Origin of the sequence: Sphingobacterium sp. InxBP1, from assembly GCF_026191775.1 — a bacterium.
In the GTDB taxonomy this organism is placed as follows: Bacteria; Bacteroidota; Bacteroidia; order Sphingobacteriales; family Sphingobacteriaceae; genus Sphingobacterium; species Sphingobacterium thalpophilum.
This window is the reverse complement of the sequence record NZ_JAINDX010000046.1, coordinates 728618-749617: the sequence shown is the minus strand read 5'-3', so window position 1 is coordinate 749617 and position 21000 is coordinate 728618. Positions and strand designations below refer to the sequence as shown.

The window sequence follows — 21000 nt, the reverse complement described above, 5'->3', positions numbered from 1 at the left end:
GCATATAAGGCTCTATCCGCCGGCAAGAGGCCTTATGCTCATGAAAAAGACTGAAATTTCCGGTGTATTTTCATGCCGGTTTGTGCTTTTCAATCACTGATATTTCCTATATTTGATTTGGCCAGTTAAAAAAAATTAATGAGAGAAGCATCGTTTGTAGAACGAAATAAAGAAAAATGGACGTTAATTGAAAATAATTTGTCAATTAGCAAGGACGTTGATCCGGATGTACTGGCTTCAAATTATATTGAGCTAACAAATGATCTGGCCTATGCGCAGACATTTTACCCCGAGAGTAAGGTTCGGAAGTACCTGAACGAGCTTGCTGTTACTGCGCATCAAAAAATCTACAAAGACCAAAAAGCTTCCAACAACAAGTTTAGATCTTTTGTTATGGAGGAGATTCCGCAGGCGATATGGTCTATCCGCAGGCCTTTGATGTATTCATTGTTGATCTTTATACTCGCGTCGGTCATCGGTTTTCTGTCGGCTATGTATGATGTCGATTTTGTCCGGTTAATTTTGGGCGATCAGTATGTAGATTCAACGATTGAGAGCATCAGAGCCGGAGACCCCGCAGCGGTGTACGGAAAGGGCAGCAATTTTGGTTCAGCGATCTGGATCACCATCAATAATGTACGTGTGGCTTTTATGGCTTTTGCCTTCGGCTTATTTTTGAGTGTCGGAACAGGCTATATTCTTTTCAGTAATGGCATTATGCTGGGGGCTTTCCATCAGTTATTCTTTCAGTATGGCGTCATGGGCAAAGCGATGTCAGCAATCTGGATTCACGGAACTATCGAAATATCGGTCATTGTCGTGGCGGGCGGATGTGGCTTTGCTATCGGGAATAGCTTATTGTTTCCGGGATCCTATACGCGGTTGGCCTCTTTTGTCCGGACGGCGAAGACGGCAATGAAGGTTTTGCTCAGTACCGTTCCGTTTTTCGTTGTGGCAGGCACATTAGAAGGTTTTGTAACACGTTATTATGAAGTGTCCGTTTGGTTATGCGTAATCATAATTGTATTATCCTTGCTGGGCATCGTGTATTTTTATATAATTAATCCGTATCGGTTAGCCAGGCGATTGCAATGGAAGTAGATTTTGAATTTCAGAAAGAACGTAAAATAGGAGATTTTGTCCAGAGCTTTATCGACCTTTTTAAATCGATCTATAAGCACTTTGTGACCACCATTTTTGGTTTATCTGCACTGCCGCTCGGGGGGATTGCCCTCGTGTATTATTTCTTATCTACCAAAATCACTTTTTCTGCAAATAGCAACTCATTTGAGGATATCGATGGCCTTACCTGGGCGGGACTCCTCATCCTAGCTTTGATAGCGCTGGGCCTGTATGTTTACGGCATTTCGATAGAGTACTTCATTCTCCTGAAAGAGCGCAAGGACACCCAATTTTCGGGGCAGGAGGTGCTGCGCAATTTCAGATTAAACATTGGCCGGTATTTTAGGTTTCTGTTTGCAATGATCCTCGCGCTGGTCGTTATCTTCATACCGGTTGTCTTTGTCGCTGCAATCGCTATCTTCATCCCGTTTATCGGGAGTTTTGCGATAGGCATTCTGATGTCCATGGTTGGCATTTGGCTATTCTGCTCTTTTCTATTTTATCGGGAAGGATACTCCGACCTGGGAAGCTGCTTTACGGATGCGTATGTGATGCTCAGCAAGAAACTCGTTCAATATGGTGTCGCCACCTATATTGTCAATTTTATTTTCCAGATGGCCGTTATGATGATTTCTATTGTTCCAATGATTATCATTTCGCTGTTGTCCTATAATTTCCTGGGTGTGGAGGCTGCTTTCTTTGACTCGTCCTGGGGAAAGTTGCTGATGACGCTGGGTGGTCTCTTCGTCACCTTATTCACTCTTTTTCTATACATGGCCGGAGTGCTGGCCAATGGGATCATCTATGAAACAGCCAAAGATCTCAAATTTGGCGAACGCATTTATGCGATGATTGATCAGATCGGAGGGCGTGATGAGTAGAGTACTCGTGATTTTTTTGTTTGGATTTGTATATGCGCTAACAGCCTGTCATCCCCAGCAGCGTGATGTGGGGGGCAATGGTGAAGCAGTGGATTCCTCTGCCATTGTTACCGATACGTTGGTGACTGTTCCAGACAGTATTGCGGTGGATACCGTCGGGACAACGAAAATCCCGGCGGTTGGCAGCCAACCGAATAAAATAGATATCTGGGAGCCCGGTCTCTTCGATTCTATCCCTAGATACTCCCAGAGGCGCCCCTTTAAGATGGACCCGTATCCGGATATTATCAAGCGTTATGAAGATGATGCTTTTGTGTATTCGGAAAATATCAAATCCCGGGTGGGAGTACTTCAACGTGTTGTGAGTAGGATTTCGAAGTGGCTGAGCGATTTAATGCCCGACAACCCCCTGAGATTCGAAAAAGAGTTTGGCTACCTCTTTGCCTTTCTGGCGCTGATCGTTCTCGCCTACATCTTATACAAGGTATTATATAATAAGAACTCGTATTTTATCACACATAAACCGGAAGATGAAGAATTGGATACAGTAAGCTATGTGGAGCGCAATCTGATGAACAGCAATCTGGACCATTATATCAAGGAGAGTATTGAGCAGAAGAATTATGCGCTTGGAGTCCGGTATCTCCAGCTGCAGAATATCCAGAAGCTGGCACAGACAGGACATATTAAATGGAAGCATAGCAAAACGAATGCAGAATTTGCCAATGAGATCACCAATGACGGGCTGCGAACGGGATTCTTGGATTGCACGCAGGTGTTTGACCGGGTGTGGTTCGGGCAGTTCGGATTAAGTGAAACCGAGTTTAACCAATATAGGGAGCTGTTTTATCAATATCAAAATCAAATTAAATGAAGGGATCTGTAAAGTTCGGCTTGATATTGTTAGGTGTTGTCCTACTGTTGATCGGTATCATCGATATGACGAGCAAGAAACCTATTATCTGGGAGCGTACCTTTGATATGAAGGATAAAAACCCCTTTGGCGCTTTTGTCCTTAGACAGGAATTGAAACATATTATCGATCAGAATAATATGAATATTGAACGCCCCTTATACGAGTATCTGGACAGTGTCAAGAGGCCGGACAAAAATCTGCTGTTTTATACCTCTTATTTTTCCCCCGGCGAAGCTGCTCACCATAAGCTACTGGACTATGTGTCTAAAGGAGGTAAAGCCATGATCATAGCAAATGATATTGATTTCTACCTATTGGATTCTTTGCAGATAGAAACGTACAATTTCTACGGATTCAAAAAAGGACTGGATATAAAAGACCAATTAAGGGTAACATTAACTAACGATACGAGTAAGATAAGCTATGATAAGTCCGAGCTGAGCGTGGTGTTCAGTAAACTTCCTAAGCAGGCCACTATTCTTGGCGGTATTACTTATCGGGATTTTCTTTTGCCGAATTTTGTCGAGGTGCCTTTTGGCCGGGGGCTGCTTTATTTGCATCTGACGCCCGATCTCTTTGGCAACTATTACCTGTTAAATTCGCCTTCGCAGTACGCGTATGTCGCGAAGTGTTTGTCTTATTTGAACGATAAACCTGTTGCTTGGTACAATTTCAGAGCCAACATCCGTCAATATCGGACGCCGATGCGCGTTATCCTGACCAGTGACGGTCTTCGGCAGGCATGGTATGTTTTGTTGGGCGGGCTGCTGCTGTTGCTCGTGTTCAGGAGCAAGCGTGAGCAGCGTGCAGTTGAGATTGTGAACCCGGAGCCCAATCTCTCCAAGGAGTTCTGTGAGACCATTGCTACGCTCTACTACGAAAATGGAACTCCGGGCAACATGGTGGCCAAGAAGATAGATTATTTCCTGCATGATCTTCGAAACCGCTTTCATGTCGATACACTCCAGCTTCAGGAAGAGGGCTTTATTGAGGAATTAGCCGAACGATCAGGTGTATCGCAGGCGGAGACCGGTTTTCTCATTAAGCTGATTATACAGCTACGGCAGTCGCCACAACATGAAGTTGCCGACCTCAAGCAACTGAATGATACGATAGAAGAATTCAAACTTAAAGCAAAAATGATATGAGTGACTTCGATAAATATAAATCTTTTGAAAACCGGACAGATGTATCGGTTTTGTACGATAAGATGGCACAGGTAAAAGCGGAGGTAAAAAAGGTGATTGTGGGACAGGACGAACTGCTCGATATGTTGCTGATTTCGATCCTGGCTTCGGGGCATGCCCTGATCGAAGGATTGCCGGGTGTGGCAAAGACTTTATCTGCAAAATTAATTGCCAGAACGGTCAGCAGTGATTTCAAACGGATCCAGTTCACTCCCGACCTGATGCCTTCCGATGTGACAGGCTCGTCCATCCTCGATCTCAAAACGAATGAGTTCGAATTTCGTAAAGGACCTATTTTTGCAAATATTGTTTTAATTGACGAGATCAACCGAGCCCCGGCCAAAACGCAGGCGGCGCTCTTTGAGAGCATGGCCGAGCGGCAAGTTTCTGTCGATGGTAATACGTATGGTCTACCGGTGCCATTTGTCGTGTTCGCCACACAGAATCCCATTGAGCATGAAGGCACCTACCGGCTCCCGGAAGCACAGCTGGATAGGTTTCTGTTTAAGATCAATGTCAATTACCCCGAGCTGGAGCAAGAGCTGCAGATATTGCGCGAACATCATGCGCAACAGGCGGTGAATAAAGAAGATCAGGTTGGTACGGTGATCTCGGCAGCAGAAATAGCCAGCTTTCAACGACTGATCAAATCTATTTTTGTGCACGAGGAGTTGCTTACGTATATTGCGCAGGTCATTATCAAAACGCGTACAAATCCTAGCTTAACATTGGGGGCATCCCCACGGGCGTCCATTGCATTGCTGGAATCTGCCAAGGCCTCTGCCGCGTTAAACGGTCGGGATTTTGTAACCCCCGAGGATATCAGACGGGTGGCTCCCGCAGTACTGGGGCATCGGGTTATGTTGACCCCAGAACGCGAAATGGAGGGATTCACCAGCGCATATGTCATTGATCAGATCCTAAATACCGTTGACATACCAAGATAATGAGAAAATTACAGCAGCTTTTTCTGACCAGTCAGTTTTTCTATTCTTTGATAGGAGTTGCAGCGCTTTTCACCATCTCCTTTTTTATTAAAGGTCTATTCTTAGCTGCCTGGGGGATGTTTTGGCTGTGGATGGGGGTGCTGATCTTTGATTTTATTTTGCTCTTTTCAGGTCGGGGGCGGATTGAAGTAACAAGGGTATATCCGGAAAAATTATCCAATGGGGATGAAAATTCCATGAAATTAATCGTTCATTCTTTGTATCCCTTTGGCACAGCGATCGAGATTCTGGAGGAATTTCCTGTACAGCTGCAAATACGGGATAAGGAGTTTTTTGTTCGGTTAGCGAGCAATCAAAGCGAGGAAATTACCTACTTGCTGCGTCCCACGCAGCGCGGTGTATACCGCTTTGGACGATGCCTGGCTTTGGTTAGACGATTGGGCTTTATCAAACGCAGATTTGTTGTCTGTCAGCCGCAGGAAACTCCCTGTTATCCCTCCTATATTCAACTGCGGAAATACCAGCTTCTGGCGACAAGCAATAGGCTGAATGAGTTGGGAATCAAACGGATCCGTCGCATCGGTTCAGCGATGGAGTTTGATCATGTGAGGGAATATGTTCGGGGCGATGATTACCGGCATATGAACTGGAAGGCTTCGGCAAAAGTTACGAAACTGATGGTAAATCAGTATGAGGAAGAAAAATCCCAGCCCATCTATTCCTTTATCGATCTGGGACGGGCAATGCGTATGCCCTTTGAGGGACTTTCACTATTGGACTATGCGATCAACGCCGCGTTGGTGCTTTCCAACGCTACGATTCTCAAACAGGACAGAGCGGGATTATTGACGTTTGCAAAAGATATCCATGCATTTATTCCGGCCGAAAAGCGGAATAATCAGATGCTCAAGATTTCGGAGGCTTTGTATCAGGTGGAGACCAGGTTCAATGAACCGGAGTTTGGTAAGCTATATAGCTACGCTAACGCACATATCAACAAGCGTTCGCTTATTTTTCTATATACAAACTTCGAAACTCTCGATTCGTTAAATCGGCAGATGAGCTACCTGAATATGTTGAACCGTAGTCACCTCATTGTCGTCGTTGTATTTAAAAATGTGGAAGTGGAAGATTTGGCTAAGAGCTCGCCCAAAAAGACCATCGAGATCTATAACCAAATCATCGCGGAAAAATTTATTTACGAAAAGCAGCTGATCGTACAAGAATTGATTCGTAATGGCTTCCAGATCATTTATACTACGCCTGAAAACCTAACGATCAATTCAATCAACAAGTATCTGGAGATCAAGGCCCGGGGGCTTATTTGATCAGTGCTGTATCCTTGACCATGACCTTTGTCCAGAGATGCTGATATTTTTCGATTGCCTTTAAGTGTATGGGATGCGTTTCGTAGACGCCGATGTCTTTGAGGTCTTTGAAAGTTACAATCAGGGTATAGTCAAAACTGTTGTCGACTACGGGTCTAGGATTGGTTGCTGCTGGCGTTCCGTAATTGAGCGTTTTGACCGTTTCGATCTTGCGGAGTTCTTCAAAAAAGCCAACAAAACTTTTCTTTTCCTTTTCGGTAAGGTCTTTTTTTAGCCAGAAGTTAACAACATGGATGATCGTGCCAGAAGACAGCTCTGTTGCTGGTGAAGTGGAGTGCGCTAGTGCAGGTACCGTTACCAGGCCCATAGGTGCAAGTAAAAAATGACGTCTTTTCATGATTGAAATGGTTTAGAAGGAACAATATACAAAAAAAGGGAGACATTGCCGTCTCCCTAACTTATTTTATCCGATTGATTTTATAAACCAAAGGCCTCTTTTACTTTATCGATATAGTCCAGCTTTTCCCAGGTGAATAACTCGACTTCAACAAATTTCTTTTCGCCTGTGGAGCTTTCAAATTCTTTGGTCACCTTTCTTGGAGTTCTACCCATATGGCCATATGCCGCAGTTTCAGAATAAATTGGGTTTCTGAGACCAAGACGGGTTTCGATACCGTACGGAGTCATATCAAATAAGCCGGCGATTTTATCAGCAATCTGACCGTCCGTTAGATTGACTTTACTCGTACCATAGGTGTTGACGTAGATTCCCATGGGATCTTTTACACCGATGGCATAAGATATCTGGACAAGGATTTCATCTGCTACGCCTGCGGCGACCAGATTTTTGGCAATATGCCGGGTTGCATAAGCAGCCGAACGGTCCACTTTAGAGGGGTCTTTGCCTGAGAAGGCACCACCACCATGAGCACCTTTACCACCGTATGTATCTACAATGATCTTACGTCCGGTCAGTCCCGTATCGCCATGAGGTCCGCCAATGACGAATTTTCCGGTAGGATTGATATGAAATTTGATGTCGTCATTAAACAGCAGCTGTAGTTCTGGTTTCAGCTGTGCCTTCACACGCGGAATCAGAATAGTCTTGATATCATGGGTAATCTTTTCGAGCATGGCAGCCTCACTGTCAAACTCATCGTGTTGCGTAGAGATGACAATGGTATCGATTCTTTTGGGTCTGTGATCGTCACCGTATTCCAATGTCACCTGCGATTTGGCATCGGGACGCAAGTATTTTATTTCCTTGTTTTCCCGGCGCAGCTCTGCCAGTTCATAGAGCAGACGATGCGAAAGGTCCAGCGCCAAAGGCATAAAGTTGTCTGTTTCATTGTTGGCGTAACCAAACATGATACCTTGGTCACCAGCGCCCTGTTCTTGCTTTGTTTTTCTGTCAACACCTTGGTTGATATCTGCAGATTGCTCATGAATTGCCGATAATACGCCACAAGAATTTGCTTCAAACATGTATTCGGACTTCGTGTAACCGATCTTCTCGATCACCGAACGTGCTATTTTCTGGACATCCAAATATATATTTGATTTCACTTCTCCTGCAAGAACAACCTGTCCGGTAGTGACCAGCGTTTCAATAGCGACGCGCGAATCCTCGTCCCATGCTAAAAAGTTGTCTATTAATGCATCTGAAATTTGATCCGCTACTTTGTCCGGATGCCCCTCAGAAACAGATTCTGACGTAAATAAATAAGCCATGCTTTACGTAATTTTAATATTGGATTTGCGCTTGGATGAATTTACAGCAAAGTGATAAGAGCCGTGATAGCGAAGGGTTTTTAGCACTTTTTTACTGTGGTTGCAATCTCCTTGTCGTTGCCATAATATATGCAACAGCACGCAAATCAGTCCACATTCTATTTTTTGTCGCGACAAAGCTACGATACTTTGAGGGATATTTAAAATCAAATTTGCCTTTCGTGCCGAAAACATTCGAAACTAAGACTAAAGGGGTGCAAAGATTACATAATTTTAAGAAATTGCTAAATTGCGTTATCTTTGGATATGTCAGAACGTAAACAAATATTGTTTGTTATTAATCCTATTTCTGGTGGAAAGCGGAAAACATCCTTTAAAAAACAAGTATTGGATGTGCTTGATTTGCAGAAATTCGATCCTACATTTCAGCAGACAGCGCGACCCAACCACGCTTATGAAATTGGTCTCCAGGCCGTTCGGGAAGGCTATGATGCGGTCATAGCTGTCGGCGGTGATGGAACGATCAACGAGCTGGGCTCTGCTTTGGTCGGTTCGGGAATACCATTGGGGATTATTCCAGAAGGATCGGGCAATGGTCTGGCCTTGTATCTGGGGGTGCCTATGAACGAAGCTGCGGCTATCCGCAGGATCAACCGTTTTGAGTCTATTGAGGTTGACTGTGGGGTGGTCAACGATAGACGTTTCTTTAATATCGCCGGCATGGGATTCGATGCCTCAGTCAGCGAGAATTTTGCGAATGAAAATATCCGTGGGCCACTGGGTTATATGAAATCCGTATTTAACGTGCTAAGTAAGTATCAGCCTGCACATTATAAATTGACTATAGACGGAGAGGTCTATGAGCGGCAGGCCTTTATGATCAGCGTGGCAAATTCGCCGCAATATGGAAATAACGCTTATATCGCGCCACAAGCTTCTGTCAATGATGGTGTGTTGGACGTCTGCATCGTGCATAAATTTCCGCTTTATATTCTTCCGAAGATGATATTCCACCTTTTTAATAAATCAGCGGATCAGTCCAGTTATGTGGAGATCATACCCGGCAAAAATATCAAGATTGAAGTGGATGCTGTTTCGCCTGTGCATGTCGATGGTGAACCGATCGAGCTTGGTGATACATTAAATATTTCCATTATACCAAAGGCGTTGAAAATAATTTGTTAAAATCATGAGTAAAAATAAGAAACAGCCTTACGAAGGCGTTGTATATTCTACAGACGATAATTATACTTATCAGCTCGCTGATTTTTTTCAGGAGACCGAAACGTTGCCTGTGCAGCAGCAGAACTTAAAAGTGCAGCTGGATCGGAAGATGCGTAAAGGGAAAGTCGTCACCTTGGTGACAGGATTCGTTGGTAAAACAGAAGACCTGGAGCGTCTTGGTAAGTTGCTGAAGCAAAAATGCGGAGTAGGCGGGACTGTGAAAGACGGGGAGATCGTCATTCAAGGCGAGTTTAAGCAAAAGCTGTATGAATTGTTACTTAAAGAAGGATATAAGGTAAAATTGGTCGGTGGTTAAACAACTATATAGAAGAGCATGGTAATAAATCTAATAGATTGTTTATGAACCAAATATGGTTGGAGTTGGCAATAAGACATTGTTGGGAACCATGAGTAACCACTTACTTTTTGTCGCTTAAATTCGGTGTTTTTCTTGCATATCAAAAAAAAAATGGTTTTCATTGTAAAATAATTATTGCTAATAAGCGATTTAGCAGTAGCAATAAGGATTATATAACGGGAACTGCTGAGAAAAATAACACGCGATCATCGTGTATTCAGTTTGAAAAAACAAATTTGATTTTTTTTAGGTATTTAAGATGAATATTTTAAATTTGACATTAAATATTAAATTTGCTTTGCAAAATTGATTTCAAAAGCGGCTAACACTGCATATAATTTAAACAACATTATATATTTAAACAACAGTAAAAAACTAAAAATTAGAAAAATGGCAAACGCACCTAAAACTGCTGCAAAACAAGAGAGCAACAACGGAGGATCTTTCTTTGCTCAAGCTGCAATTATCATCTGTTTCATTGTGGGTTTCTGTGTATGGAAATTTGTGATGGGTAATCCAACTAACTTCGTTGACAACAATCCTGAAAATCAACCTAACCCAGGTAACTATTTAGGAATGGTTTACCATGCTGGAGCGATCGTACCTGTTTTGATCGGTTTATTCTTAATGGTATGGGTTTTCTCGGTAGAACGTTTAATCGTTATCAACAAAGCTTCTGGTACTGGAAATGTAGGAAACTTTGTTAGAAAAATCCAATCTTTGATTAATGGTGGAAACATCGATTCAGCTATCGCTGAGTGTGACAAACAAAAAGGTTCAGTTGCAAACGTAGTAAAAGCTGGTTTATTAAAATACAAAGCTGTATCAGCTGACGCTAACGTAGACACTGAAAAAGCAACAATTGCTATTCAAAAAGAAATCGAAGAGACTACAGCATTAGAGATGCCAATGTTAGAGAAAAACTTGAACGTCATCGCTACATTAGTTTCTATCGGTACATTATGTGGTCTATTAGGTACAGTAACAGGTATGATCAAAGCCTTCTCGGCATTGGCAACCGGTGGCGCTCCAGATTCAGCTAAATTGGCGAACGGTATCTCTGAGGCCTTGATTAACACTGCAACAGGTATCGCAACTTCAACATTTGCAATCGTGTTGTATAACATCTTTACTGCAAAAATCGATAAATTAACTTACTCTATCGACGAAGCTGGTTTCTCCATCGTACAAACATACGCTGCAAACCACAAATAAGACTATGATCAATATTTTTGATTTTATTTTATGGAAATCAAAAATAAAAAGCATCATAGATATGAAGATTGAGTTTTTAATTTAAAAAGAAGAATTTAAAATGGGTAAAGCAAAAGTAAAAAGAGCCAGTACGTCAATCGACATGACAGCGATGTGTGACGTATCGTTCTTGCTGCTTACGTTCTTCGTATTAACGGCGACAGCGCGCCAACCGGAGGCTTTGCAAGTAGATACCCCAGCGTCAACAACGAAAGATAAGCTGCCTGACTCAAATGTTGGTATGATTACGATCGGTGACGGTGGAAAAGTTTTCTTCGGAACGACAGATCAGCAAGTCCGTGTAAAAGCTTTGGAAAGAATGTCTGCAAAATATGGCATCGGCTTTTCGCAAGAGGACTATGATCATTTCAGACTGATGGAAAATTTCGGTGTCCCAATGTCGAAGTTAAAAGCATTGTTGGCGATGGATTCTGGTAAGCGTACAGAAAAAGGGGTTCAAACTGGTATCCCGATTGACAGTACGGAAAATACTTCCAACGAGTTGTATTACTGGGTTCAGAACACACGCTTAGCTGCTGAAGAGGTAAATAAAGAAAAGGAGTCTGCGGATAAGAATTTTGTTCACCCAGGACCTTTAAAAATTGCGATCAAAGCGGATGCTAACGAGAAGTATCCTTCTGTAAATCAGGTGATCGAAACCTTGCGTAATCAGAAGCAGAACAAGTTCAGTTTCATCACGGGCATGCGTGCTGAGGAAAAATAATTGACGATTTAATAAGAACAAAGAAATGGCAGAATTAAATCAGGATAGTGGTAAACAGGGCAAAGGCGGGAAAGTCCGGTCCAAGAAGAATGGTGGTAAGGTTGACCTTACAGCCATGGTGGATTTGGCCTTCTTGTTGATTACCTTTTTCATGTTGACCACGTCTTTAAATAAACCACAAGCGATGGACGTGGCGATGCCGGATAAAAATAAAGTTAAGGATGAGCCTCAGCCGGATTTACTGACTGCTGATAACCGTTCATTGACAGTTTTATTGGGATCTGATAACAAAGTCTCTGTGATTTACGGACAAGTAAAAAATCCGATTGAAGGACCGACTACGGTTGGCTATGGAGCTGATGGCATCCGTAAGGTATTAATGGAGAAAAAAGCCTATGTACCACGTGTTGCTGGCGGTAAAGACTTGATCGTTATCATTAGACCGAGTGATAAAAGTACACAGCGTAATCTTGTAGATATTCTTGATGAAATGAAAATTGTGGATATCAAGCGTTACATGATTGCTAAAATCAGTCCAGAAGAAGTGGAGATTTTAAAACGTGACAATATCTATAATGATTAATCATTAAGCAGTCACGATAAAGTATAAAACTATGATAGGGTCAAAATTAGATATTTTTAAGAGAGAATGGCTTGAAGTCGTCTTTCAGGGGCGTAACAAAGAATACGGCGCTTATGAGCTCCGTAAACTTGCACCTAAAGCGACGAATAGAGGATTACTTGTCGTTATCGGCGTGGTTGTTCTTGCGAGCCTTCTTCGTCTTTTCGGAGATAAAATTTTTCCGAAAAAGCCTGTTGAAGCACCTCCAGTGGTGACAGAAGTTACTCTGGAAGACCTTGAAGAAATTAAACCGCCGGAACCACCTGAAGAGGAGCCTCTGCCACAAGAGCCAGAGGAGAAGCCTCAGCAAGTGGCGATGGACGTGCCTAAAGAGGATTTGATCCGTTTCCCTGAGCCGAAAGTAGCTCCTGCAAACAAAGTTGTGGAAGAGGTTGCTTCTCAGGAGGAACTTAAGGATCCCAACAAGACTCCAGCACGTATCACGTTGAAAGGTAGCCCGACGGGTACTTCGGTAGCGCGCGGTGAGTTTGGTTCGAAGAAACAGGATGGTGGTATCACAGGTGTGAAAAAAGGTGATCCAAACGGTGATCCAAATGGAAACGAAATCTTTACGGCAGTAGAGGTCAATCCAGAGCCAATTGGTGGTATGAAAGCTTTTATGTCTTGGATTTCTTCAAACTACGACTATCCACAGGCAGCATTGGAAAATGGAATCAACGGTGTTGTTGAAGTATCCTTTGTTGTGGAGAAAGACGGTAGCTTGACAGACATCAATGTGAAGCGCGATTTGAAATATGGTACAGGTGATGCAGCGGTTAAGTTGCTTAAAAAAGCTAAAAAATGGAAGCCAGGTATTCAGAATGGCCGTCCGGTACGTGTAGCTTATACCTTACCAATTCGTTTGAACACTATTCAAAATTAAAATGACAGATTTTAATTCGAATACGAATTCTAATTATAGACAGAAATCGCCTTTAAAGCGATTTCTGTCTATTTTAGGACTATTTATGTTTGGCGTTTATTTCGTGTTGGGCTTGTTGATTATTTTTTGGGATAACTTCCCCATTGAGATCAATCCAACCTATAAAACGATTTTCGGCGTCGTACTGATACTCTACTCGTTCATGCGTTTTGTACGCCTCTGGCAAAATAATTTTTAATTAGCTGCGGTGGACAGTCTTTTTAAATTTCAATCAACTCTCTTCATAAATTAAACTATTCTTTTATTTTAATTGTCTTACAGTATGATGTATCGTATGAGAAAATATAGTGTAATTCTTGTGATGCTAAGCGTTGGTTTGGGGGGCATGGTCTCCTGCAAAAACCGAACAAAAAGCGGCAAAGAGAGTGAGGATATTTTGACTGGCAAGCTGCCTGTCCTCGTGGATCAGACACTCCTGCCAATTATCCAGGAATCTGCGGATGTGTTCGAGAGCTCGTATCCGAACTCCAGTCTGGAGATTATGCCGAGGCCAGAAATCAAGGCCGTCAATGCCTTATTATCGGATTCGGCTTACGTTGTGGTATTGACGAGAAAGCTGAATAATCAGGAAGAGGCTTATTTTAATAAACGGGGTATTCAGCCGAAGATATTTCAAGTGGCTTCGGATGCCGTGGTTTTAATTAATAATCGGAGTACTGCGGATACTATAGTGTCCCAAAAGGACGTTAAGTCTTTGTTAGAAGGCCGGTTGGCCGGGAAGCGCATGATTTTTGACAATGCAAATTCGAGCACATTGCGTTACCTGAAGGATCATTTCAACATGGAGAAGATTGATCCCAAAGCGATTGCAGCGATGAAGGATAGTGAGGAAGTGATGAAATATGTAAGTGAAAATGCTAATGCTGTGGGTGTTATTGGTTATAACTGGTACCTGAAGGCAGTTGAAAAAAATTCGCAATTATTGGATAAAATTCGTACATTGAGCATCGAAAGTGTAAGTGCGGGGGCGGATAAAGCAGGTTTTTACAAGCCTTCGCAGTCAACCATAGCCGACGGGGTATATCCATTTATCCGGCCGGTTTATATTATGAACTATCAGCCTAACATGGGCTTAGGCTTGGGATTTAGTGCTTTTCTGACAGGAGACCGCGGACAGCGTATCGTGCTAAAAGCGGGACTGGTGCCTGCTACGATGCCGGGACGGGAGATCATTATTAGAGATGAAAGTTATATTAATTAGAAATAAATAGTACAAAAATAGATTATGACAAACAGTAAATTATTATTTAGTCTTTTATTGGCTGGGTCTGTGGGCACAGTAAGTGCGCAAAGTCTGAAAGATGCTAGAGCGGCCATTGAGGCTGAAAACTATGGTAAAGCGAAAACTATTCTTCAACAATTAGTGACTAAGCAACCTAAGAATGGAGATAATTATTTCTATTTGGGTCAGATTTATTTGGTAAATGACAGGGCGGATTCGGCTGCAACGATTTTCAGTCAGGGTTTGGCTGCTGATCCAAAAGCTACAATTAATAATGTGGGCCTGGGTTATGTTGATTTATTGAAGAAGGATAAGGCAAGTGCGGAATCTAAATTTGCTTTAGCAACTGCCAAGTTGGGTAAGAAGGATTACGAGGAATTGTTGGAAATCGGCCGTGCTTACATCAACGCGCCTGAACCGGATTATGCAAAAGCATTGGAATATCTGACACAGGCGAAAGAGAAAAACAAAAAAGATATTGCCATTCCTTTGGCGTTGGGTGATGCTTATCGTGGGCTGAAAGAGGGATCATTGGCTTATACAAGTTATGGTGATGCCATGGATATTGATCCAAATTCGGTACAGGCAAAAGTTGGTCAGGCGGTGATCGTTCGTGGAGCACAAGCTTATGACGAAGCTGTTACCCAATTGGAAGCTATTGTTGCTGAAGCGCCAACCTATGCGCCAACTTACCGTGAATTGGCCGAAACATATTATCAATGGTCAAAAATGCCCGGAACTTCAGATGAGAAATATGTGGAGTTAAACAAAAAAGGGGTTGAACAATACAAGAAATATTTGGAGGTCGCTGGTGATAACTCATTGGAAGCGAAAATCCGTTACGCAGACTTTTTGGTTTATGCACGTCAGTACGACGAGTTGAAAACGGTGTCCGAAGAGCTGGCTAAAAACCCAGATGTAGATCCAAAGATCTACCGTTATTTGGGGTATATTGCTTTTCAAACGTCCAAAGACTATCCTAAGGCATTGGAATATCTAAACCAGATGTTCAGCAAGATGGAGAAAGATCGTGTCATTCCTTTGGATTATATGTACTTGGGTATGGCTGAAATTGCGACCAACAGCCCTAAACCTGCTGCTGCAGGGGCAGATAGCACGGCTACTGCGGCTCCTGCCTTGACACCTGAGAATACAGCGAATATCCAAAAAGGAATTGCAAATATCAAGAAAGCAATCGAAGGCGATAAAGAGTTGTTGGCTGAGGTCGCTGAATTGGCATTCGCTAAATATCAAGAGCAAGAAGTACAGACAGCGGTTTCATTATTTGAACTGGTAGGTGAGTACAAAGATTCTCCTTATTATTTTGACTCACATTACTATGCTGGAGAAGGTAATTATCAGCTCGGCTTTAAAAAAGATACTCAAGCGAAAGATGCGGAAGGAAACTATACGAATCAGGAGCTGAGAAATGAGGCTATTGCCAACTTTGAAAAAGCACAAAAAGAACTGGCGATTATCGAAGCAACAGACAATAAAGAAGCGCAGGATAAATATTTGATCAACGCTTTATATTATAAAGCTTTCTCAGCTTTGGGTGCAGATAACTTAGAGCAGCCGACAGGTGGCTTCGTAGCTCCGTTCCAAAAATTGATAGAAACAATCAATCAAAGAGGAACTCAGGAGAAAAACAAGGCTTATTTAATAGACGCATATACCTATATCGGTCTATACCACCTTATCAAAGCGGAAAATCCGCAAGCTAAAACTAACTTCCAGAAAGTATTGGAGTTAGATCCGGCAAATGAGGCGGTACAAGGTTATATGGAGAGCCTAAAATAAGCTTAACTAAAATGATTCTAAATTAGGCGCAGATCGTATGATCTGCGCCTTTTTTGTTTTGAATTTACTCTTGGAATCTCTATATTTAGAGACAGTTACCAATATAAATTTTAATTGAGATGGAGCAAGCCAATAGTATGCCGATAGATTACTTACCTATATTGATACAGCTGATTGTTGCCGTAGGATTTGGGGTAGGTACCATAATTATTACACACCTGATCGGTCCGAAAGTAAGGACGGAGAATAAACTTGGAGCTTTTGAGTCTGGCGTTGAAGTTGTCGGAAATGCGAGGCAGCCTTTTTCAATAAAATACTTCTTGGTTGCCATCCTGTTTGTCATATTTGATGTGGAGGTTATTTTTATGTATCCTTGGGCGGTCAACTTTAGGGAAATGGGTTTGCAGGGCTTAATTGAGATGTTTATTTTCATGGGCTTGCTGCTGTTGGGCTTTATCTATGTGATTAAGAAAAAAGCATTGAACTGGGACTAAGCGTAGTCCGATGACTGTTGGCTTCAAGCCAATCGTACTTAAACCTTTATAAATCGTCTTTTCATGAGTGATATAAAATTGGCAGAAGCTCCTCCGGGAGTTGAAGGTGCGGGATTTTTCGCAACAAGCTTGGATAAAGCCATTGGATTGGCGCGCGCGAATTCATTATGGCCCTTACCCTTTGCGACTTCCTGCTGTGGAATTGAGTTTATGGCCACTATGGGATCAACTTATGATCTGGCCAGATTTGGAGCTGAGCGACCAAGCTTTTCACCACGACAGGCCGATATGTTGCTGGTGATGGGTACTATCGCGAAAAAGATGGCTCCTGTATTGCGCCAGGTATACATACAGATGGCTGAGCCGCGCTGGGTGATCGCCGTTGGTGCCTGTGCGTCAAGTGGTGGTATCTTTGATACTTATTCGGTGTTGCAAGGGATTGATGAGGTGATCCCGGTAGATGTTTATGTGCCGGGGTGCCCGCCGCGTCCAGAAGCGATCTTGGATGGGGTGCTGCGTTTGCAGGAGATTGTCAAGAATGAGTCCTTAAACCGACGGAATACGCCAGAATATAAGGCTTTGTTGGAGAAATACGGTATACACACTAATAAATAGAGGATGGAGAACAGTTTTTTATTGGAGAAGCTCCAAAGGAATTTTCCTGCAAAAATTGTAGAAATCGAGGATGCGCATAATCTATTGACCGTCGTTGTCGATGTGGAAGATATTGTTGATGTGCTTCGGTTTCTGAAATCGGATGCCGAACTGCAATTTATTCACTTGACGGATATTACGGCTGTGCATTATCCGCATTTAGAAAAGGAGTTTGCTGTTGTCTATCATGTACATAGTCTTATACAGCATATCCGCATACGGATTAAGGTGTTTCTGTATGGTCCGAATCCGGAAATTCCAACAGCTACTACCGTATGGAAAGGTGCGAACTGGATGGAACGCGAGACCTTCGACTTTTTTGGGATAAACTTTGTCGGGCATCCCGATCTGCGGCGCATCCTAAATGTCGATGAGATGGAGGTGTTTCCCATGCGCAAGGAATATCCGTTGGAAGACCCGAACCGGGTGGATAAAAAAGATTTGTATTTCGGTCGCTAATTTATAAGATATGAGCGAGTTTATAAGCAAAATAACATCGAATCAGCCCGTTTTTGACGACAACGATCCACAAGACGAGCTAATTACCCTGAACATTGGCCCTACACACCCTGCTACGCATGGAGTGTTTCAGAATGTTGTGCAAATTGATGGTGAACGCATTGTCAGTGGGGTATCCACCATTGGCTATATTCACCGGGCTTTTGAAAAAATTGCTGAGCATAGACCGTTCTACCAGATTACGCCATTGACGGACCGTTTAAACTATTGTTCGGCTCCGATTAACAACATGGGCTGGCATATGACGGTTGAGAAACTGTTAAAGATAGAAATTCCCAAACGGGTGCAGTATATGCGGGTCATTGTGATGGAGCTTGCGCGTATCGCCGACCATATTATCTGTAATGGAATTTTGGGAGTAGATACTGGGGCTTTTTCAGGCTTTCTGTACGTTATGCAGGAACGGGAATTTATCTATGAGATCTTTGAGGAGATCTGTGGTGCCCGTCTGACCACTAACATTGGACGTATTGGTGGTTTTGAACGCGACTTTAATGCAACGGCATTTGCGAAGATTCGTGAGTTTCTGCGGCGTTATCCCCCGGTATTGAAAGAGTTTGAGGATATGTTTGTCCGCAACCGAATCTTTATCGAGCGTACTTCGGGCGTGGCGGCGGTGACCCCTGAAGAGGCCTTGGATTACAGCTGGTCGGGTCCGATCCTGCGTGCTACTGGAGTCGATTACGATGTGCGTGTGCAAAACCCCTATTGTTCATACGAAGAATTTGATTTTGAAGTTCCCGTGGGTACCAAGGGTGATGTCTACGACCGCTTTATGGTGCGTAACGCGGAAATGTGGCAGTCGCTACGAATTATCGAACAGGCATTGGAGAAAATAGAGAAAGAGCCGAACGGAGTGTTCCATGCGGATGTCCCGGACTTCTACTTACCGCCCAAAGAGCAAGTATATACCAATATGGAAGCCCTGATCTACCATTTTAAAATTGTCATGGGTGAAGTCGATACGCCGAAAGCCGAGGTTTATCATGCTGTAGAAGGGGCAAATGGCGAACTTGGTTTTTATCTGATTCATGACGGAGGGCGCTCGCCTTATCGTCTGCATTTTAGAAGGCCTTCATTTGTCAACTATCAGATGTTTGCACCGATGAGTGCAGGAATGCTGATTTCAGATGCGATTATCAATATGAGTAGTCTTAACGTTATAGCAGGAGAATTAGATGCTTAGTGTAAAACAACATAATGAGAATGTAACGTTTTCTCCGGAGCTGCTGGCTAAGTTTGGAGAAGTGGTCAGCCGTTATCCCGAAGGGAAGCAAAAATCGGGTCTCTTACCTATATTGCATCTTGTGCAGGCTGAATTTGGCTGGGTTAGTACCAGTGCGATGGACCAGGTTGCCATATACCTCAATATCTTGCCGATCGAAGTGTATGAGGTTGCGACATTTTATACCATGTTTTTGCTGGAGCCAAAAGGTAAATATGTGCTGGAGATCTGTCGTACAGGCCCCTGCTGCTTGGTCGGTGCAGAGCGTATCATGCAGCACCTGGAGCAGAAGCTCGGTGTGAAAGAAGGACAGGTCACGGCAGATGGGCTTTTCTCCTGGCGTGGTGTTGAATGTCTTGCCGCCTGTGGTTTTGGACCCGTTTTACAAATTGGCCCAGAATATACGTTCTACGAGAATCTGAACGAAGAGAAGGTGGATGAACTGATTGATCAATTAAAAGCTAAAATAAATTAATATGGCACGTAAACTTTTGTTGACACATATCGATGTTCCGGGCATCAATACCTTTGAGGTCTATCGTCAAAAAGGAGGTTATGTTGCCGTTGAAAAAGTAATTAAGTCCATGTCTCCTGAGGATGTGGTCGAAGAAGTAAAAAAATCGGGTTTGCGTGGCCGTGGCGGAGCTGGGTTTCCGACCGGTATGAAATGGTCCTTTTTGGCTAAGCCTGAAGGAGTGCCCCGCTATTTGGTCTGTAACGCAGACGAGTCGGAGCCGGGGACTTTCAAAGACCGCTACCTGATGACGCATATCCCGCATGCCCTGATCGAAGGCATGATTGTTTCGAGTTTTGCTTTGGGGGCGAATACGTCTTATATCTATGTACGGGGAGAAATGATGCCCCAGATTCGGATTTTGGAGCGTGCCATTGCCGAAGCAAAAGAGAAAGGTTACCTGGGTAAAAACATTCTGGGGTCTGGCTACGATCTGGAAATATATGTGCAGCCCGGTGGTGGCGCTTATATCTGTGGCGAGGAGACTGCGCTCTTGGAGTCGTTGGAAGGAAAACGTGGCAATCCGCGTATCAAGCCGCCATTCCCGGCGATTGCAGGTCTGTACAACTGCCCAACAGTGGTAAATAACGTAGAATCTATTGCAGCCACCGTACCGATTATCAACCTGGGGGGAGAGGAATATGCAAAAATTGGGATAGAACGCAGTACCGGAACCAAGTTGATTTCAGCGAGCGGCAATATCGTGAACCCCGGGGTCTATGAGATCGAATTGGGCTTACCGGTGGAAGAATTCATCTATTCTGATGAATATTGTGGTGGAATAGCTAACGGTAAACGGCTGAAAGCTGTCGTTGCCGGAGGCTCGTCTGTACCTATCTTGCCGGCCAATCTGATGTTAAAGACCGCCGCCGGCAATAGTCGGCTGATGACATACGAATCGTTGTCTGATGGTGGATTCCAAACGGGGACTATGCTTGGTTCGGGAGGTTTTATTGTCTTTGATGAAGACCAATGCATTGTTCGCAACACCTGGAACTTTGCCCGTTTTTACCACCATGAAAGCTGTGGGCAGTGCTCCCCATGTCGTGAAGGAACCGGCTGGATGGAAAAAGTACTCCATAAAATCGAAAGTGGACATGGATCAATGGCAGATATTGACCTGCTCTGGGACGTGCAACGGAAGATTGAAGGAAATACAATCTGCCCATTGGGGGATGCGGCCGCATGGCCGGTCGCTGCAGCGATCAGACATTTTAGGGACGAATTTGAATGGCACATTCTTCACCCGGAAGAGTCCCAAAAACGCAATTACGGATTGGCACATTATGCTGATCCATTACAACCAGTTGAATCATAATAAAAGCTGTAACGCTA

General features: G+C 43.4%; 22 protein-coding genes. 20 read left to right on the top strand and 2 right to left on the bottom strand.

Annotation, left to right across the window (positions count from 1 at the left end):
* The first annotated feature begins 138 nt into the window (after nucleotides 1-138).
* From K7A41_RS15500 to K7A41_RS15475, 6 genes are read left to right on the top strand one after another with little or no spacing between them, the layout of a single operon-like run.
* Complete coding sequence (locus tag K7A41_RS15500; protein WP_028070959.1) at nucleotides 139-1101, top strand: stage II sporulation protein M; 963 nt, start codon at nucleotides 139-141, stop codon at nucleotides 1099-1101.
* The gene (locus K7A41_RS15495; RefSeq protein WP_265714391.1) at nucleotides 1092-2003 is read left to right on the top strand and encodes an ABC transporter permease; all 912 of its coding nucleotides are present in this window, start codon (nucleotides 1092-1094) and stop codon (nucleotides 2001-2003) included. The genes K7A41_RS15500 and K7A41_RS15495 overlap by 10 nt, the downstream gene beginning before the upstream one ends.
* A complete protein-coding gene (locus K7A41_RS15490) occupies nucleotides 1996-2877 on the top strand; it encodes a DUF4129 domain-containing protein (protein WP_265714390.1) in 882 nt (293 codons plus the stop codon). Before K7A41_RS15495 ends, K7A41_RS15490 begins: the two co-directional genes overlap by 8 nt.
* Entirely contained in the window at nucleotides 2874-4067 is a 1194-nt protein-coding gene (locus K7A41_RS15485; protein ID WP_265714389.1) for a DUF4350 domain-containing protein, read from the top strand. The genes K7A41_RS15490 and K7A41_RS15485 overlap by 4 nt, the downstream gene beginning before the upstream one ends.
* Entirely contained in the window at nucleotides 4064-5053 is a 990-nt protein-coding gene (locus K7A41_RS15480) for an AAA family ATPase (RefSeq protein WP_265714388.1), read from the top strand. Before K7A41_RS15485 ends, K7A41_RS15480 begins: the two co-directional genes overlap by 4 nt.
* Complete coding sequence (locus K7A41_RS15475; protein WP_265714387.1) at nucleotides 5053-6381, top strand: DUF58 domain-containing protein; 1329 nt, start codon at nucleotides 5053-5055, stop codon at nucleotides 6379-6381. Before K7A41_RS15480 ends, K7A41_RS15475 begins: the two co-directional genes overlap by 1 nt.
* On the opposite strand, the gene K7A41_RS15470 is transcribed toward K7A41_RS15475, so the two are convergent.
* Together K7A41_RS15470 and metK are read right to left on the bottom strand one after the other, a co-directional pair.
* Nucleotides 6374-6778, bottom strand: coding sequence for a Dabb family protein (locus K7A41_RS15470; RefSeq protein WP_028070965.1), 405 nt, complete (start codon nucleotides 6776-6778; stop codon nucleotides 6374-6376). The two genes, K7A41_RS15475 and K7A41_RS15470, sit on opposite strands and share 8 nt — an antisense overlap.
* 80 nt (nucleotides 6779-6858) lie before the next feature.
* Nucleotides 6859-8112: a methionine adenosyltransferase gene (gene metK / locus K7A41_RS15465; protein WP_028070966.1), complete on the bottom strand. Its 1254-nt coding sequence runs from the start codon at nucleotides 8110-8112 to the stop codon at nucleotides 6859-6861.
* Nucleotides 8113-8418: 306 nt separating this feature from the next.
* Here metK and K7A41_RS15460 point away from each other — a divergent pair, with 306 nt between their 5' ends.
* The 14 genes from K7A41_RS15460 (at nucleotide 8419) to nuoF (ending at nucleotide 20983) form a co-directional block, all read left to right on the top strand.
* Nucleotides 8419-9297, top strand: a complete 879-nt coding sequence (locus K7A41_RS15460; protein WP_028070968.1) for a diacylglycerol/lipid kinase family protein — start codon at nucleotides 8419-8421, stop codon at nucleotides 9295-9297.
* Between the two features lie 4 nt (nucleotides 9298-9301).
* The gene (locus K7A41_RS15455; protein ID WP_028070969.1) at nucleotides 9302-9652 is read left to right on the top strand and encodes a translation initiation factor; all 351 of its coding nucleotides are present in this window, start codon (nucleotides 9302-9304) and stop codon (nucleotides 9650-9652) included.
* A gap of 432 nt (nucleotides 9653-10084) precedes the next feature.
* Entirely contained in the window at nucleotides 10085-10909 is an 825-nt protein-coding gene (locus K7A41_RS15450; RefSeq protein ID WP_028070970.1) for a MotA/TolQ/ExbB proton channel family protein, read from the top strand.
* A gap of 100 nt (nucleotides 10910-11009) precedes the next feature.
* Nucleotides 11010-11672, top strand: a complete 663-nt coding sequence (locus K7A41_RS15445) for an ExbD/TolR family protein (protein ID WP_028070971.1) — start codon at nucleotides 11010-11012, stop codon at nucleotides 11670-11672.
* 25 nt (nucleotides 11673-11697) lie between these two features.
* Complete coding sequence (locus tag K7A41_RS15440) at nucleotides 11698-12255, top strand: ExbD/TolR family protein (RefSeq protein ID WP_028070972.1); 558 nt, start codon at nucleotides 11698-11700, stop codon at nucleotides 12253-12255.
* A gap of 31 nt (nucleotides 12256-12286) precedes the next feature.
* Nucleotides 12287-13177, top strand: coding sequence for a TonB family protein (locus K7A41_RS15435; protein ID WP_028070973.1), 891 nt, complete (start codon nucleotides 12287-12289; stop codon nucleotides 13175-13177).
* Nucleotides 13178-13511: 334 nt separating this feature from the next.
* Nucleotides 13512-14438, top strand: a complete 927-nt coding sequence (locus tag K7A41_RS15430; RefSeq protein ID WP_232048658.1) for a PstS family phosphate ABC transporter substrate-binding protein — start codon at nucleotides 13512-13514, stop codon at nucleotides 14436-14438.
* Between the two features lie 24 nt (nucleotides 14439-14462).
* Entirely contained in the window at nucleotides 14463-16259 is a 1797-nt protein-coding gene (locus tag K7A41_RS15425; protein WP_028070976.1) for a tetratricopeptide repeat protein, read from the top strand.
* Nucleotides 16260-16378: 119 nt separating this feature from the next.
* Nucleotides 16379-16753 (top strand): NADH-quinone oxidoreductase subunit A, encoded by a 375-nt coding sequence (locus K7A41_RS15420; protein ID WP_028070977.1) that lies wholly within the window; start codon nucleotides 16379-16381, stop codon nucleotides 16751-16753.
* 63 nt (nucleotides 16754-16816) lie between these two features.
* A complete protein-coding gene (locus tag K7A41_RS15415; protein ID WP_028070978.1) occupies nucleotides 16817-17368 on the top strand; it encodes an NADH-quinone oxidoreductase subunit B in 552 nt (183 codons plus the stop codon).
* 3 nt (nucleotides 17369-17371) lie between these two features.
* Nucleotides 17372-17866, top strand: coding sequence for an NADH-quinone oxidoreductase subunit C (locus tag K7A41_RS15410; RefSeq protein ID WP_028070979.1), 495 nt, complete (start codon nucleotides 17372-17374; stop codon nucleotides 17864-17866).
* A 10-nt stretch (nucleotides 17867-17876) separates the two neighbouring features.
* Nucleotides 17877-19112, top strand: a complete 1236-nt coding sequence (locus K7A41_RS15405; protein ID WP_028070980.1) for an NADH-quinone oxidoreductase subunit D — start codon at nucleotides 17877-17879, stop codon at nucleotides 19110-19112.
* Complete coding sequence (gene nuoE, locus K7A41_RS15400; protein WP_028070981.1) at nucleotides 19105-19626, top strand: complex I 24 kDa subunit family protein; 522 nt, start codon at nucleotides 19105-19107, stop codon at nucleotides 19624-19626. Before K7A41_RS15405 ends, nuoE begins: the two co-directional genes overlap by 8 nt.
* A 1-nt stretch (nucleotide 19627) precedes the next feature.
* A complete protein-coding gene (nuoF, locus tag K7A41_RS15395) occupies nucleotides 19628-20983 on the top strand; it encodes an NADH-quinone oxidoreductase subunit NuoF (protein WP_028070982.1) in 1356 nt (451 codons plus the stop codon).
* Nucleotides 20984-21000 lie beyond the last annotated feature (17 nt).